Consider the following 14,644-nt stretch of genomic DNA (forward strand, 5'->3'; position numbering starts at 1 on the left):
CGGGCAGGTTAGCGCATCGCGCGGCGCAGAATGCGGTCGGTCTGGCGCTGGAAGTCCTCGGCCGCTTCTTCCACCGACTTTTTACCGTAGTCGATGTACTGCAGGGTGGTGCCGAACTGGGCGACGATCTGCGGATCGTCGAAGTACGGGGAGACCGGCAGAGCGGTGGGCAGGGATTGCGCCAGCTTCAGGCCGGACACCGCCGGATCGTCGGCTTTGATTACCCCATCCTCGGTCAGGTAGGTGACCGCCGCTTTACTCAGCGGCACGCCGCGCTCCAGTCCAAGAATATCCACCCCTTCTTTGCTGTTCAGCAGGAAGTTAATCACTTTCGCCGCCGCCTGCGGGTTTTTCGTCGATTTGCCAATCGATAACATTTGCGCGGGCTTGAAGAACAGTCCGGCATCGGTGGCGCCCGGCAGCATCGGGTATTCCCCCAGCACCAGCTTCGCCGGCGGCTTCAGGTTATCGGAATATTTGTTGATGGTGGAGTTCCACATGTAGGTCCCGCCCCATTCGCCCTGGATCCACGGCTTCATTTCGTACATGTTGCTCTTGCCGAAGGAGGCATAGTAGCGGGTGTCCGGCATCACATGGCTGTCGATAAGCTTCTTATACATACCGAAGAAATCCGCCCACTGCGCTTTGCTGTAGGAGAATTTTCGCCCTTTCTCATCGATGGCCGGCTGATTGTATTTTTGCACCATATAAGAGTTGAGCAGGGCCAGCACGTCCTGGTGTTCGAGCACCACCGGGTAGTACTGTTTCCCGAGCTTGCTTTCGAAAGTTTTTCCCGCCGCCATGAGTTCATCCCAGGTTTTCGGGAAGGGGATGCCCGCCTTTTTCCATGCTTCGTCGTTAAAGTAGAAGACGCGGGCGGTGACGGAAATTGGAATACCGTTAAGCTTGCCGTTGACCGTGGTGGACTGCAGTTCTTTGGCGTCGAACTGGCTGAGGTCGATCTCGTCTTTCAGGGTATTCAGATCGTAAAAGCCATCGCCATTTTTCGAAAAGATCGGCAGCCAGTTCCAGTTGGTCTGCATCACGTCAGGCTCGGTACCGCCGGCAATCTGGGTGGTCAGGCGTGAAAGATGGCCGTCCCAGCCGGTGTATTCTGCTTTGACGTTGATGTCTGGGTTTTGTTTGTGGAATTCCTCCAGCGCCTTGAGGGTGACCTGATGGCGGCCGTTGCCCCCCCACCAGGACATACGCAGGTCGACATCCTGCGCTAGCGAAGAGAAGGCGCTAAGGCCCAGGGTGGCGGAGAGGGTGGCGCTTATCAGCACGTTTTTCATTGTTATGCTCCAGGGTTCACAGAGAGAGGTTCTGTTCGGTTTTGGCGTCAAAGATGTGACACTTGTTGAGATCAAAGGTGAAATAGACTTTGCGATTCAGTCCCTTGGCAATCATCGGCTTCGCATCGTCCGACGGCACGCGGGCGGTCAGCTCATAATCAGCAACCTTCAGATAAACAAAGAATTCATGTCCCATGTTTTCCACACGTACCATTTCACCCGCGCAGGAACCCTCGGCAAAGGGTTCATCGGAGAGAGAGACAAACTCCGGGCGCACGCCAAAGAACACCTGCTGGTTCTTGTGGGTCTCAACTTTGCTTTGCAGCAGGTCGTTGAGCGGCAGCCGCTGATCGCCCAGCGTCAAATGCAGGCGACCACCGTGCTCAACCAGTTGGCTGGGACGAATATTCATCTCCGGCGCGCCGATAAACCCGGCGACAAACATATTTTTCGGCTGGTGGTAGAGATTGTCCGGGGTATCAACCTGCATAATGTGGCCGAGCTTCATCACGCAGATGCGGTCGCCCATGGTCATCGCTTCCGTCTGATCGTGGGTGACGTAGACGGTGGTCGCCGGTTTGCCAGATTTTTTCAACTGCTTATGCAGATCGGAAATGCGGATCCGCATCGAGGCGCGCAGCTTGGCGTCAAGGTTGGAGAGCGGTTCGTCGAACAGGAAGACGTCCGGTTTTTTGACGATCGCCCGGCCCACCGCCACGCGCTGCGCCTGGCCGCCGGAGAGCTGGCGCGGCAGGCGATCGAGCAGTTCTTCCAGTTCGAGAATTTTCGCCGCTTCTTCCACCTGTCTGTCGATTTGCGCCTTCGGCAGCTTGCTTAGCTTGAGGCCAAAGGCGAGGTTTTCGCGCACCGTCATGTGCGGATAGAGGGCGTAGTTCTGGAACACCATCGCGATGCCACGGGATTTAGGCGCCAGGTTGTTGACGATTTTGTCCCCAATCCGCACCTCGCCGCCGCTGATGGTCTCCAGACCCGCCAGCATGCGCAGGGTGGTCGATTTGGCGCAGCCGGAGGGGCCGACGATCACCATAAATTCGCCATCGGCAATCTTCAGGTCGATACCATGCACCGCTTTAAACCCGTTGGAGTAGACTTTTTCCAGTTTGTTGAAAATCACTTCAGCCATGATATTTCCCTCTTAACCTTTGATTCCGCTGCTGGTCACGCCCTGCACGAAGTAGCGTTGAGCCAGGAAGAAGACAATGATGGACGGCAGAATGGAGATGCTCGCCATTGCCAGAATTTCGTTCCACGGCGCGCCTTCCGTGACGTCGATAGACATTTTTAGCGCCAGCGCGATGGGATACTTATCGACGCTGTAGACGTAGATCAGCGGACCGATAAAGTCGTTCATCGACCACATAAACTGGAACAGCGCCACCGAGATAATGGCCGGCTTGAGGATCGGCACCACCACATACCACAGCACCTGGATGGAGTTGCAGCCGTCGATCTGCGCCGCCTCTTCCATATCGCGCGGCACGCCGCGCAGAAACTGGATCAGCATGAAGACAAAGAATCCCTGGGTGGCGAAGGCCAGCGGCAGGTACAGCGGCAGATAGCTGTTCAGCATCCCCATTTCGCGGAACATCAGGTACTGCGGGATCAGCAGGACGGTGCTTGGCAGCAGCATGGTGGTGATAAGCGTTGCGAACCAGAACTTCTTCCACGGGATCTCAAAGCGTGCGAAGCCGTACGCCACGATGGTGGAGGAAATGATCGTTAACACCACTTTCGGGATCACATACTTAAAGGTGTTCAGCATATAGTGGCCGAAATGGTATTCGGTGCCGGTCTTCCAGCCGTTGATAAACCCGTCCCAGGTGGCATGGGCAGGCCACAGCCCGAGGGTGGTGAAGATCTCATGGTTCGGCTTGAACGAGGCGGAGAACATCCACGCCAGCGGGTAGAGCATCAGCAGGCCGACGAATATCAGCACGACGTAGCGCACCACCCGGCTCACCTTTTCCCGGCGCAGCGTACGGGCGACCTCACGATCGGCGTCGCTCATCACCGGCGCCATCTGTTGAATATCAGCCATTTTTGCCTCCCTTATCGGCGGAGTAGAAGACCCAGTATTTCGATGACTTAAAGGCGATCGACGCAAAGACCGCCACGACGAGGAACAGCACCCACGCCAGCGCGGCGCCATAGCCCATGTCGAAGTACTTAAAGGCGGTATCGTAGATATAGAGCGAGAACAGGTAGGTGTAATAGGTCGGACCGCCGCCGGTTATCACGTACGGGCCGGTAAACTCCTGGAACGCCTGAGTGGTCTGCATAATAAAGTTGAAGAAAATCACCGGGGTGATCAGCGGCACGGTGACCTTCATGAACATCTGCCACTTTGAGGCGCCGTCAATCATTGCCGCCTCATACTGCGACTGCGGAACGTTCTGCAGCGCGGCGAGGAAGATGACCATCGCGGAGCCAAACTGCCAGACGCGCAGCAGGGTGACCGACATCAGCGCCAGGGAGGGTTCCCCCAGCCAGTTGATGGCATCGATGCCAAAGACGGCGAGAAAACTGTTCAGCAGGCCGTCAATGGCGAACAGGGCGCGCCACAGCACGGCAATCGCCACCGAGCTGCCGAGGATCGATGGGATGTAATAGGCGGTGCGGAAAAAGCCGATGCCGCGCAGTTTGAAATTGAGCACAAAAGCAATGCCGAGGGCGAAAGCCAGTTTTAAGGGGATGGTTAAAAAGACGTAGGCAAAGGTCACCCCCATCGATTTCCAGAACAGGCTATCCTCGGTCAACATATAGCGATAGTTTTCGATGCCGTTAAATACCGGCGGGCTCATCAAGTCGTACTCGGTAAAACTGAGAAAGAAAGATGAAACAAAGGGAAAAGCGGTAAAGACGATCAGCCCGATGATATAGGGCGATATCCATGCCAATCCCAGCAGCTTGTTTTCATTCATACATACCTACCTGGCTTACGAGTTGTAATACGGATCCGGTGACGCCGCGCTGTCGGCCTTTTACGCCTGACAACGCAAAAATGTCTGAACGCTTCCTCTGCTTAACATATCCTTGTTAATTAATGGGTTATCCTTTAACTGGTCTAGCAGGTAAGGGCTGTCAGCCCTTTTTTTATGCTGAACTGTTTTTTATAAAACACCGTTTTAATTTCATTTTATTGCGATTTGTTTCTGCGTCATGCAGATCAGGATGGAAATGTGATCAAAGTCGAAACGATGTTTCAAAAAGGTGAGGTGGTAAGCATTTTGGCCGTAAAGGGCGCCTGAAAGGAATGAAAAATTAGGCTTAACTGAGCGGGAAATATAATTACCAGGATAATGATTGTGGCCGCATCTTTTTATTGAAGGGCGCCGGGCAGTAACCGGGGACGGCGAACGCCCCCGTTATGGATTAGCCTTCAAGAAAATCTTCGCGAATGGGAGTAAAGGTATCGAGCAGCGTGCCGGGTTGCAGGCAGACGCAGCCGTGCATAATCCCCGGCCGCTTATACAACGTATCGCCGGCGCTGACGACGCGCGTCTCCTCGCCGATGGTGAACTCGAACTCGCCGGAAAGCACATAGGTGAGCTGTTCGTGAGGATGGTTATGCATCGGGCCGACGGCGCCGGCGGCAAAATTCACCTCCACGGCCATCATTTTGCCGTCGTGGGCCAGAATGCGGCGGGTTACGCCATTGCCGAGGTCTTCAAGGGTGGTGTCTTTATGAAAAATAAACATCTGGCGATCCTGTTGTTAAAGTGAAACATTGTTTCATTTAACTTATCCCACTCTTCATGAAAAAGAAATACGCGGCCAGAGAAGTGGAAAGTTGATCACAAGTTTGCTTCACTGGCAGAAACGACATAAGGAGCAGAAGATGAAAACCATTGGCCTGTTAGGCGGCATGAGCTGGGAGTCCACGATCCCCTATTATCGGTTGATCAATGAGGGCGTTAAGGCGCGACTGGGCGGCCTGCACTCTGCCAGCCTGGTGCTGCACAGCGTCGATTTTCACGACATCGAAGCCTGCCAGTCCGCCGGCGACTGGGATCGCGCCGGAGAGATCCTTGCTGAGGCCGCGGTCGGGCTGCAGCAGGCGGGGGCCGAAGGCATTGTCCTGTGCACCAACACCATGCATAAAGTCGCAGATGCCATCGCCGCCCGCTGCCAGGTTCCCTTCCTGCATATTGCCGATGCCACCGGACGGGCGATTGCCGCCAAAGGTCAGCGCCGGGTCGCGCTGCTGGGCACCCGCTATACCATGGAGCAGACCTTTTACCGCGGTCGTCTGCAGGAGCAGTTTGCCATCGAGACGCTGATCCCTGAGGCTGACGATCGGGCGCAGATCAATCAGATCATCTTCGACGAACTTTGTCTCGGCACCTTCAGCGAGGCGTCGCGGGATTATTATCTGCAGACGATCGCCGCCCTGGCGGAGCAGGGGGCGGAAGGGGTTATTTTCGGCTGTACGGAGATTGGCCTGCTGGTGCCTGCCGAGCTCAGCCCGCTGCCGGTCTTTGACACCGCGGCGATCCACGCGGAAGACGCGGTCAACTTTATGCTCTCTGCAGGACCGACGCCAGCGGCGTGAGGATCTGCGGCAGACTCTGCTGCAGGTGGGCAACAAAGGCGTCGACCAGCGCCGAGCGCGGGCGGTGGAGAGGGCGGATCAGGCTGACGGTAAACGGCACCTCGACGCTGAAGCGGCGCACCACCACGCCGCTATCGGCATAGTCCAGGGCGGTTAACGGATTCACCACCGAGATCCCGGCGCCGGCGCGCACCATGGCGCAGATCGAGGCCGCGCTGTGGGTTTCGACCACCATCCGCCGTTTAACCTGATGCTCAAGGAACAGGGCGTCGAGCAGCTGGCGATAGCTGTCGGTGCGCGACAGGCTGATGTAGTTTTCGCCCTGAAAATCGGCGGGGGTCAGCGTCGCCTGCGCCGCCAGCGGATGGCCGGCGGGCAGCACGCAGACTTCATTCAGCGTCAGCAGCGGGGTGCGTTCGGTGCCCGCGGGGGTATGCAGGGTCTCCGTCAGGCCAAGGTCATGGCGCTGGGCGGAGAGCCACTCCTCCAGCAGCGGCGACTCCTGGGGGACGATCTGCAGGCTGACCTCCGGGTAGCGAGCGAGAAACGGCGGCAACAGCAGCGGCAGAAAGGACTGGGAAAACACCGGCAGACAGGCGATCGACAGCTCGCCCTGGCGGAACTCGCGCAGGCTCTCGGCGGCGCTGACGATACGGTCCAGGCCATACCAGGAGCGCTGAACCTCCTCAAACAAACGCAGGCCCTGCACCGTCGGCTGCAGGCGACCGCGGGTCCGCTCAAACAGCTGCAGGCCGAGCACCTTCTCAAAGCGCGCCAGCTCGCGACTGACGGTGGGTTGCGAGGTGTGCAGCATCCGCGCCGCTTCGGTCAGGTTGCCGGTGGTCATCACCGCGTGAAAGATTTCGATATGACGCAAATTGACGGCTGGCATGCGGTCTCCGTGAGGCTCGGCTGGAACCATATCATTTTTGCATAGAGTCGCGATAAAACGATATTTTTTATTCGTCCGCCACTGTGGCGTAATCGAAAAAAAACAGCGACCAACACACGCACTGCACCGGAGTTCTTATGCCACACTCGCTTTACGCCACCGATACTGACCTGACCGCGGACAACCTGCTGCGCCTGCCGGCGGAATTTGGCTGCCCGGTCTGGGTCTATGATGCGCAGATTATTCGCCGCCAGATAGCCCAGCTCAGCCAGTTCGACGTGGTGCGTTTTGCGCAAAAAGCCTGCTCTAACATTCATATTCTGCGTCTGATGCGTGAGCAGGGGGTGAAGGTGGACTCGGTGTCGCTGGGGGAGATCGAGCGGGCGCTGGCGGCAGGCTACGATCCGCAGCAGAATCCAGAGGATATTGTCTTTACCGCCGATCTGATCGACGACGCCACCCTCGATCGGGTGAAGGCGTTACAGATCCCGGTGAACGCCGGCTCGATCGACATGCTGAGCCAGCTGGGCGAGGTGTCGCCGGGCCATCGCGTCTGGCTGCGCGTCAACCCGGGATTTGGTCACGGCCACAGCCAGAAAACCAATACCGGCGGTGAGAACAGCAAGCATGGCATCTGGTACAGCCACCTGCCGGCGGCGCTGGAAGTGATGCGTCGCTATCAGCTGCAGCTGGTCGGGATCCATATGCATATCGGCTCTGGCGTTGACTATGGTCACCTGGAGCAGGTGTGCGGCGCGATGGTGCGCCAGGTCGTCGACTTTGGCCAGGATCTGCAGGCCATCTCCGCCGGCGGCGGTCTGTCGATTCCTTACCGCGAAGGTGAAGAGGCCATCGACACCGCCCACTATTATGGCCTGTGGAACCGCGCCCGGGAGCAGATCGCGGCCCATCTGGGGCACCCGGTGAAACTGGAGATTGAGCCAGGACGCTTCCTGGTGGCCGAGTCCGGCGTGCTGGTGTCGCAGGTGCGCAGCGTGAAAGAGATGGGCAGCCGTCACTTCGTGCTGATTGACGCCGGCTTTAACGACCTGATGCGCCCGGCAATGTACGGTAGCTACCACCATATCACCGCTCTGGCGGGGGATGGCCGGGATCTCAGCGCCGCGCCGCAGGTCGAAACCGTGGTGGCCGGGCCGCTGTGCGAATCCGGGGATGTGTTTACCCAGCAGGAGGGGGGCAAAGTCGAGACCCGCCTGCTGCCGGCGGTGGCGCCTGGGGATTATCTGGTGCTCCATGACACCGGCGCCTACGGGGCTTCGATGTCGTCCAACTATAACAGCCGTCCGCTGCTGCCGGAGGTGCTGTTTGATGGCGGCAAGGCGCGGCTGATCCGCCGTCGCCAGACCATCCAGGAGCTGCTGGCCTTAGAGCTTATTTAAAAAAAGGTCCCGTCGTCACCGACTCGCGAAGCACCAGCGTGCCGGTAAACGGCGGGATCGTTTCTATCGGCTGCTGATTGGCAAGCTTGATCGCCTGGTCGATAGCCGTAGTGATCATGTTGTCGATCGGCAGATAAACCGTCGACAGCCCCGGCTCCAGCCATTTCGCGCTTGGCGCATCGTCGAAGCCAAACAGCGACACATCCTGTGGAATACGCAGCCCCGCCTGATGCAGCGCCTTTGACGCCCCCAGCGCCATATCATCGTTACAGGAAAACAGCGCGCTGAAGCGGGCTTTCTCGTCCAGCAGTTCCCGGCACAGTTCGTAGCCGCGGGTCATCGTCGAGTCCCCATACTTCACCCGGCTCGGATCCCACTCAATACCATGTTTTATCAGCGCGTTGCGGTAGCCCTGCAGGCGAGCCTGGCCGGTAGGGGTATGCATCGGGACGGTGATGCAGGCGATATCGCGGTGGCCCTGGGTAATCAGATACTCCACGGCCTGGAAGGCGGCTTCCTGCTGTTCGAAGAACACGCAGCGTTCGCGGGCCTGCGCCACATCGCGGTTAATCACCACCAGCGGCATGGCGATCGAGTTAATCAGCGACATGATCGCCTTCTCGCTCATGTGCCGGGTATAGAGGATGATCGCATCGCACTGCCGGTCGGCGAGCATCTGCACCGCTTCCTCTTCGCGCTCCGGCGTATCATGGCCGTCGGTGACGATAAGCTGCTTTCCCCAGGCTTCGGTCTGGCGTGACGCCTGCTGCAGCAGACGGCCAAAGTAGAAGCCGTCAAAGGTGGAGACGACCAGCCCGATACTATTGCTGGTCTGATTGGCCAGCGAACGGGCAAGGAAATTGGGCCGGTAGCCCAGCTCTTCCATCGCTTTAAAGACCTGTTGGCGGGTGCTCTCTTTCACCTGACCTGTGCCGTTCAACACGCGGGAAACCGTCGCTTTCGAGACGCCTGCGCGAATTGAGACATCCAGCATTGTAGCCATTCATCGATTCCTGATTTCACGTGGTAAAGCGCAGTTTATCACAGACCGAAAAGGGACATATCGACGGGGCGGGGCGGAAAAACCATCGCGATCACGCTTTTGGCAGGAACTGACGAGCCGACAGACTCTGGTATGCCAATGCCGATTTTATCGGATATTTGGGATACCACTGTGCGCGTTGCGAGCGCTGTCACAGAACTATTTTTGCCTGGCGACTATGTTTTGGTATGCCAAAAGTCTCTGGCTGTTCACCTGGCCGCAATAAGCCCTTTACACTGAGGTACTCTTTTATGGCATTACAGGACAAACTGATCGACGCGCTGGGGCGTTTCGCGACGACATTCAACAGCTATCGCTACATTATGGCGATCAAATCGGCGTTTATTACCCTGATGCCGGTGATCATCGTCGGGGCCTTTTCGGTGCTGATCTCCAATATGGTGCTGGATCCGAAGAATGGGCTCGCCAGCTTTTCCTCGCTCTCCTTTCTTGCGGCGCTGAAGCCGATCACCAGCGCGCTAAACTACGCTACGCTCAACTTCCTCAATATCGGCGCCGTGTTTCTGATCGGTATTGAGCTGGGGCGGATCAACGGCATCAAAAGCCTGTTTCCCGGCCTGTTGGCGGTGATCTGCTTTATCTGCGTCACGCCGACCACGGTAGAGATGATGGTCGATGGCCAGATGCACGTGGTGAAAGATGTCCTGCTGCGCCAGTTTTCCGATACCCGCAGTCTGTTCCTTGGGATGTTCATCGCCATTCTGTCAGTGGAGATTTACTGCTGGCTGGAAGGGCGCAAGGGACTGAAGATCAAAATGCCGGATACCGTGCCGCCTAACGTCTCTGCCTCTTTTTCCGCGCTGATCCCGGCGATCATCACCACCACCGCGATCGCCACCTTTGGTTTTCTCTTTCACCAGCTGACGGGAATGTATCTCTACGATGCGGTCTACCAGGTGGTGCAGCAGCCGCTGGAGCGGGTGGTGCAGAGCCTGCCGGGGATCCTGCTGCTGATGTTCGTCGCCCAGCTGTTCTGGGTGATCGGCATTCACGGCAACCAGATGATCAAGCCGATCCGCGAGCCGCTGCTGCTGGGAGCGATCACCGTCAATATGAGCGCTTTTGAGCAGGGGAAAGAGGTACCGAACATCATCACGATGCCCTTCTGGGATGTCTACATGAGCATCGGCGGCTCGGGGCTGACCATCGGCCTGCTGATTGCGGTGATGATCGCCACCAGGCGCAAAGAGATGAAAGAGATCGCCAAGCTGTCGATAGGCCCGGGGCTGTTCAATATTAACGAGCCGGTGATCTTCGGGATGCCGATCATGCTTAACCCGATCCTCGCCATCCCGTTTATCATCACCCCGCTGGTGACCGGCAGCATCGGCTATTTCGCCACCCTGACCGGCTTCGCCGGCAAGGCGGTGGTGATGGTCCCCTGGACCACGCCGCCGCTGATCAACGCCTGGCTCTCCACCGCCGGCTCGATGGGGGCGGTGGTGACCCAGCTTATCTGCATCGTCGTCGCGGTGCTTATCTATCTGCCTTTCGTCAAAATCGCCTCCCGCCGTGCCGATGCCGCGCAGCGTCAGGTAGACAATCAACAAACCGCCAACCCTGTCTGAGGAGCCTATGACTACCGTACGGATGACCATTCCCGATGATTTTATCCTTGGCGCGGCGGCTTCCGCCTGGCAGACCGAAGGCTGGAGCGGGAAAAAACCAGGGCAGGACTCCTGGCCCGATCTCTGGTACAAAAACGATCGCCACGTCTGGCATAACGGCTATGGCCCGGCGGTGGCCACCGATTTTATCAACCGCTTTCAGGAAGATGTGCAGCTGATGAAGCTGGCCGGGCTGACCCACTACCGCACCTCAATCAACTGGTCGCGCTTTCTGACCGACTATGAAAACGTCACGGTGGATGAGGAGTATGCGGCCTATTATGACCAGCTGTTCGATGCGCTGCTGGCTAACGGCATCACGCCGATGATCTGCCTTGAGCATTATGAATTGCCCGGCTATCTGCTGGAAAAGTATGGCGGCTGGGGGTCGAAAACGGTGGTTGAGCTGTTTGTGCGCTACGCGGAGAAGGTGTTTGCCCGCTACCACCCGAAGGTGACGCGCTGGTTTACCTTTAATGAGCCAATTGTGGTGCAGACCCGGGTCTATCTGGATGCTCTGCGCTGGCCCTATGAGCAGAACACCAGCACCTGGATGCAGTGGAACTATCATAAGGTGCTGGCGACCGCCAGCGTCGTGAAGCGGTTTCGCGAGCTCGGCTATCCCGGGACCGTCGGCTGCATCCTCAATCCGGAGGTGACCTACCCACGCTCACGCGCCCCCCATGACCTGCGCGCGGCGGAGATCTACGATCTGTTCTACAACCGCATGTTCCTCGACCCGCTGGTGCACGGCGTCTGGCCGCCGGAGCTTCTCGCGCTGCTTGAGCAGCATCAGGTGACGTGGGAGACCAGCGAGGAGGATCTGGCGGTTATCCGCGAGCACACCGTCGATGAGCTGGGGATTAATCTTTACTACCCGCACCGGGTCAAAGCCCCGTCGCGGGCCTGGCATCCGCACACCCCGTTCCATCCGGCCTGGTATTATGAGCCGTTTGAGCTGCCCGGCCGGCGGATGAACGCCTCCCGCGGCTGGGAAATCTACCCGCAAATCATCTTTGATATGGCGATGCGGATAAAAAATGACTATCGCAACATCCCGTGGTTCGTGGCGGAGAGCGGGATGGGGGTGGAAAACGAAGGCCAGTTCCGTAACCGCGAAGGCGTCATCGATGACAGCTACCGCATTCGTTTTATCAGCGAACATCTGTGGCACACCCTGCGCGCCCGCGAGGCAGGGGCCAACTGCCAGGGCTATATGCTGTGGGCGTTTACCGACAACGTATCGCCGATGAACGCCTTTAAAAACCGCTACGGGCTTATCGAAATCGATCTGCAAAACCATCGCGCCCGGCGACCCAAAGCCTCGGCGCACTGGTTTCGTCAACTGGGCGAACGGCGTGAACTGGTGCTGGATATCGATGATGAATACCGCTAGCCGGGGGCAATATTTGCTAAGATAGCGGCGTATTTGACTCGCAGGCATGTAACGCACAGGTGATTTTGTGGAAAAAGCGATAGTTCCGCCGGAAAAGAAGCCCTATCAGGAGATTGGTGATGACCTGCGCGCCCAGATCGCGCAGGGGCGCTACCCGGTCGGGTCGCGTTTGCCGCCGGAACGCCATATTGCCGAAACCTATGGCGTCAGCCGGACCATCGTGCGCGAAGCGCTGCTGATGCTGGAGCTGCAGGGGACGGTGGATATTCGTCAGGGATCCGGGGTGTATGTCATGCGCATTCCCCACGAGAACGACAGCGAAGAGGAGCAGCTGCTCAGCAGCGACGTCGGCCCGTTTGAAATTCTCCAGGCGCGCCAGCTGCTGGAGAGCAACATCGCCGCCTTTGCCGCGAAAATGGCCACCCGCGCCGATATCGACAATCTGAAGCGGATTATTGAACAGGAGCAGCGGGCAATCGCTCTCAACGACACCGCGCAGGATAACGCTCGTCTGTTCCATCTGGTGCTCGCCGGGGCGACGCAGAACCAGATGCTGTTGGCGACGGTAGAGCGGATCTGGCTGCAGATGGACAGCAGCCCGCTGTGGCAGCAGTTCAATGTGCATATTGCCAGCCGCGCCTGGCGGCTGAAATGGCTCGGCGACCGGCAGACCCTGCTCGCCGCGCTGCGGCGTCGCGATGTAATGGGCGCCTGGCAGGCGATGTGGCAGCATCTGGAAAACGTCAAAAACAGCCTGCTGGAGCTGTCCGATGAGGACGCCCCCGACTTTGACGGCTATCTGTTCGACTCAGTGCCGATTTTTCAGGGGAAGCTGGTATGACGATCCTGCCGCTGTACGCTGCGCCGCAGTTCGCCCCGCAGGTGACCGACTGGTTGTGGCAGGCCTTTGGCGGCGAGACGCTGCCGCGGCAATTCTTCGCCAGCATCGTGCAGCATAGCCAGACGGCGGAGGCGCTGCCGTTGACCTTTATTGCGGTGGAAGGCGAGCAGTTGCTCGGCACGATTGGCCTCTGGCGCTGCGATTTGATCAGCCGCCAGGATCTGTTTCCCTGGCTGGCGGCGCTGTTCGTCGCGCCCGCCGCCCGCGGTCAGGGGCTGGCCGGAAAACTGCAGCGGCATGTGATCGATTATGCCCGCCGCGCGGGCTTTCGGGAGCTCTATCTCTACTCCGCCTGCCGGGATTTCTATGAACGCTTCGGCTGGCGCTACATCGGCGAGGGACTGGATTACCCGGCCACCGCCGTGCACCTCTATCGCTATGACTTATCGCCTTCCTGCGGGGCGACCACCGAGTGACGACGGACCAGCGTCGGGCTGAACAGATGGGTGATCTCCGGCGCCGGCCGCTGCTCCGCCAGGGCTAAAGCCAGCTCGGCCGCCTGGGTCGCCATCGTAACGATCGGATAGCGGACGGTAGTCAACCGCGGGCGGACATAGCGCGAAATCAGGACATCATCGAAGCCAATCAGCGAAATCTCCCGTGGAACGTCGATGCCGTTGTCATTCAGCACCCCCATCGCGCCGGCGGCCATCGAGTCGTTATAGCAGGCGACGGCGCTAAAGTGGCGGCCGCGGCCAAGCAGTTCGGTCATCGCCTGTTCGCCGCCGCTTTCATCCGGCTCGGCAAACGTGACCAGCCGGTCGTTGCACGGCAGGCCGCTCTCCTCCAGCGCCGCGTAGTACCCCTGCAGCCGATCTTCCGCATCGGAGATATCATGGTTTGAGCACAGATAGCCGATACGCGTGTGCCCCTGCTGGATCAAATGGCGGGTCGCCAGCCAGGCGCCGTAGCGGTCGTCCAGCGCGACGCAGCGGGTTTCATATCCGGGCAGGATGCGGTTGATCAGCACCATACCCGGGATCTGTTTCATCAGCCCGGCGAGTTCCTCATCGGGGATCATTTTGGCGTGCACCACCAACGCCGCGCAGCGATGGCGGATCAGCTGCTCTATCGCCTGGCGCTCCTTCTGCACGTTGTGGTAGCCATTGCCAATCAGCAAAAAGTTGCCGGTGCGGTAGGCCACCTGTTCGACGGCTTTGACCATTGCGCCGAAGAAGGGGTCGGAGACATCGCCCACCACCAGACCGACGGTTTCCGTTGACTGCTGGGCTAGCGCCCGGGCGTTCGCGTTGGGGTGATAGTTCAGGGTTTCCATCGCCGCGCCCACGGACTGACGCGAAGCTTCGCTGGCTTTGGGAGAGTTGTTGATGACGCGGGAGACGGTAGCGACGGAGACTCCTGCGAGTCGGGCTACATCCTTAATAGTCGCCATACCATGCCTTTTCTAGGGTAAGCGTTTACATACTGCTATGTTACGGGAAAGAGCGGCAGATTCAAGGCGCGGCGGCGAAGGAATGGCGCAAATGTGATTCAGCGCGGGCTTATCGGTGACCTGT

Annotated in this window: 14 protein-coding genes; 6 read left to right on the forward strand and 8 right to left on the reverse strand. The window is 58.5% G+C overall.

Annotation, left to right across the window (positions count from 1 at the left end; translation table 11 throughout):
* Nucleotides 1–8 precede the first annotated feature (8 nt).
* From ACR809_RS04460 to ACR809_RS04480, 5 genes are all read right to left on the reverse strand, one after another.
* Nucleotides 9–1,295 carry an ABC transporter substrate-binding protein gene (locus tag ACR809_RS04460; RefSeq protein WP_002915998.1) on the reverse strand — a complete coding sequence of 429 codons (1,287 nt, stop codon included), beginning with the start codon at nucleotides 1,293–1,295 and terminating at the stop codon, nucleotides 9–11.
* A gap of 16 nt (nucleotides 1,296–1,311) precedes the next feature.
* On the reverse strand, nucleotides 1,312–2,439 hold the full coding sequence (locus tag ACR809_RS04465) for an ABC transporter ATP-binding protein (protein ID WP_023278750.1): 1,128 nt from the start codon (nucleotides 2,437–2,439) through the stop codon (nucleotides 1,312–1,314).
* Between the two features lie 12 nt (nucleotides 2,440–2,451).
* On the reverse strand, nucleotides 2,452–3,354 hold the full coding sequence (locus tag ACR809_RS04470; protein WP_002915996.1) for a carbohydrate ABC transporter permease: 903 nt from the start codon (nucleotides 3,352–3,354) through the stop codon (nucleotides 2,452–2,454).
* Nucleotides 3,347–4,237, reverse strand: a complete 891-nt coding sequence (locus ACR809_RS04475; protein ID WP_002915995.1) for a carbohydrate ABC transporter permease — start codon at nucleotides 4,235–4,237, stop codon at nucleotides 3,347–3,349. Before ACR809_RS04475 ends, ACR809_RS04470 begins: the two co-directional genes overlap by 8 nt.
* A gap of 451 nt (nucleotides 4,238–4,688) precedes the next feature.
* Nucleotides 4,689–5,015: a cupin domain-containing protein gene (locus tag ACR809_RS04480; protein ID WP_002915993.1), complete on the reverse strand. Its 327-nt coding sequence runs from the start codon at nucleotides 5,013–5,015 to the stop codon at nucleotides 4,689–4,691.
* A gap of 139 nt (nucleotides 5,016–5,154) precedes the next feature.
* Here ACR809_RS04480 and ACR809_RS04485 point away from each other — a divergent pair, with 139 nt between their 5' ends.
* A complete protein-coding gene (locus tag ACR809_RS04485) occupies nucleotides 5,155–5,868 on the forward strand; it encodes an aspartate/glutamate racemase (RefSeq protein WP_002915992.1) in 714 nt (237 codons plus the stop codon).
* Here ACR809_RS04485 and ACR809_RS04490 read toward each other — a convergent pair.
* On the reverse strand, nucleotides 5,834–6,760 hold the full coding sequence (locus ACR809_RS04490; protein ID WP_002915991.1) for a LysR family transcriptional regulator: 927 nt from the start codon (nucleotides 6,758–6,760) through the stop codon (nucleotides 5,834–5,836). The genes ACR809_RS04485 and ACR809_RS04490 overlap by 35 nt on opposite strands.
* 137 nt (nucleotides 6,761–6,897) lie before the next feature.
* Here ACR809_RS04490 and lysA point away from each other — a divergent pair, with 137 nt between their 5' ends.
* Nucleotides 6,898–8,160, forward strand: coding sequence for a diaminopimelate decarboxylase (gene lysA / locus ACR809_RS04495; protein ID WP_002915990.1), 1,263 nt, complete (start codon nucleotides 6,898–6,900; stop codon nucleotides 8,158–8,160).
* Here lysA and ACR809_RS04500 read toward each other — a convergent pair.
* On the reverse strand, nucleotides 8,153–9,154 hold the full coding sequence (locus ACR809_RS04500; RefSeq protein WP_004229436.1) for a LacI family DNA-binding transcriptional regulator: 1,002 nt from the start codon (nucleotides 9,152–9,154) through the stop codon (nucleotides 8,153–8,155). The genes lysA and ACR809_RS04500 overlap by 8 nt on opposite strands.
* A gap of 299 nt (nucleotides 9,155–9,453) precedes the next feature.
* Here ACR809_RS04500 and ACR809_RS04505 point away from each other — a divergent pair, with 299 nt between their 5' ends.
* The 4 genes from ACR809_RS04505 (at nucleotide 9,454) to ACR809_RS04520 (ending at nucleotide 13,543) form a co-directional block, all read left to right on the forward strand.
* On the forward strand, nucleotides 9,454–10,791 hold the full coding sequence (locus ACR809_RS04505) for a PTS sugar transporter subunit IIC (RefSeq protein ID WP_004174520.1): 1,338 nt from the start codon (nucleotides 9,454–9,456) through the stop codon (nucleotides 10,789–10,791).
* A 7-nt stretch (nucleotides 10,792–10,798) separates the two neighbouring features.
* Nucleotides 10,799–12,226 carry a glycoside hydrolase family 1 protein gene (locus ACR809_RS04510; RefSeq protein WP_004174521.1) on the forward strand — a complete coding sequence of 476 codons (1,428 nt, stop codon included), beginning with the start codon at nucleotides 10,799–10,801 and terminating at the stop codon, nucleotides 12,224–12,226.
* A 67-nt stretch (nucleotides 12,227–12,293) separates the two neighbouring features.
* Nucleotides 12,294–13,067, forward strand: coding sequence for a GntR family transcriptional regulator (locus ACR809_RS04515; RefSeq protein WP_002915985.1), 774 nt, complete (start codon nucleotides 12,294–12,296; stop codon nucleotides 13,065–13,067).
* Nucleotides 13,064–13,543 (forward strand): GNAT family N-acetyltransferase, encoded by a 480-nt coding sequence (locus ACR809_RS04520; protein ID WP_004174522.1) that lies wholly within the window; start codon nucleotides 13,064–13,066, stop codon nucleotides 13,541–13,543. Before ACR809_RS04515 ends, ACR809_RS04520 begins: the two co-directional genes overlap by 4 nt.
* Here ACR809_RS04520 and galR read toward each other — a convergent pair.
* Complete coding sequence (gene galR, locus ACR809_RS04525) at nucleotides 13,504–14,520, reverse strand: HTH-type transcriptional regulator GalR (RefSeq protein WP_002915981.1); 1,017 nt, start codon at nucleotides 14,518–14,520, stop codon at nucleotides 13,504–13,506. The two genes, ACR809_RS04520 and galR, sit on opposite strands and share 40 nt — an antisense overlap.
* Nucleotides 14,521–14,644 lie beyond the last annotated feature (124 nt).

Origin of the sequence: Klebsiella sp. CD33 (assembly GCF_051992865.1) — a bacterium.
Taxonomy (GTDB): Bacteria; Pseudomonadota; Gammaproteobacteria; order Enterobacterales; family Enterobacteriaceae; genus Klebsiella; species Klebsiella pneumoniae.

Excerpts from the sequence above, each read along its gene's own strand:
- ACR809_RS04460 (WP_002915998.1), bottom strand. The coding sequence starts at position 1,295 with ATGAAAAACGTGCTGATAAGCGCCACCCTCTCCGCCACCCTGGGCCTT.
- ACR809_RS04465 (WP_023278750.1), bottom strand. The coding sequence starts at position 2,439 with ATGGCTGAAGTGATTTTCAACAAACTGGAAAAAGTCTACTCCAACGGG.
- ACR809_RS04470 (WP_002915996.1), bottom strand. The coding sequence starts at position 3,354 with ATGGCTGATATTCAACAGATGGCGCCGGTGATGAGCGACGCCGATCGT.
- ACR809_RS04475 (WP_002915995.1), bottom strand. The coding sequence starts at position 4,237 with ATGAATGAAAACAAGCTGCTGGGATTGGCATGGATATCGCCCTATATC.
- ACR809_RS04480 (WP_002915993.1), bottom strand. The coding sequence starts at position 5,015 with ATGTTTATTTTTCATAAAGACACCACCCTTGAAGACCTCGGCAATGGC.
- ACR809_RS04485 (WP_002915992.1), top strand. The coding sequence starts at position 5,155 with ATGAAAACCATTGGCCTGTTAGGCGGCATGAGCTGGGAGTCCACGATC.
- ACR809_RS04490 (WP_002915991.1), bottom strand. The coding sequence starts at position 6,760 with ATGCCAGCCGTCAATTTGCGTCATATCGAAATCTTTCACGCGGTGATG.
- lysA (WP_002915990.1), top strand. The coding sequence starts at position 6,898 with ATGCCACACTCGCTTTACGCCACCGATACTGACCTGACCGCGGACAAC.
- ACR809_RS04500 (WP_004229436.1), bottom strand. The coding sequence starts at position 9,154 with ATGCTGGATGTCTCAATTCGCGCAGGCGTCTCGAAAGCGACGGTTTCC.
- ACR809_RS04505 (WP_004174520.1), top strand. The coding sequence starts at position 9,454 with ATGGCATTACAGGACAAACTGATCGACGCGCTGGGGCGTTTCGCGACG.
- ACR809_RS04510 (WP_004174521.1), top strand. The coding sequence starts at position 10,799 with ATGACTACCGTACGGATGACCATTCCCGATGATTTTATCCTTGGCGCG.
- ACR809_RS04520 (WP_004174522.1), top strand. The coding sequence starts at position 13,064 with ATGACGATCCTGCCGCTGTACGCTGCGCCGCAGTTCGCCCCGCAGGTG.
- galR (WP_002915981.1), bottom strand. The coding sequence starts at position 14,520 with ATGGCGACTATTAAGGATGTAGCCCGACTCGCAGGAGTCTCCGTCGCT.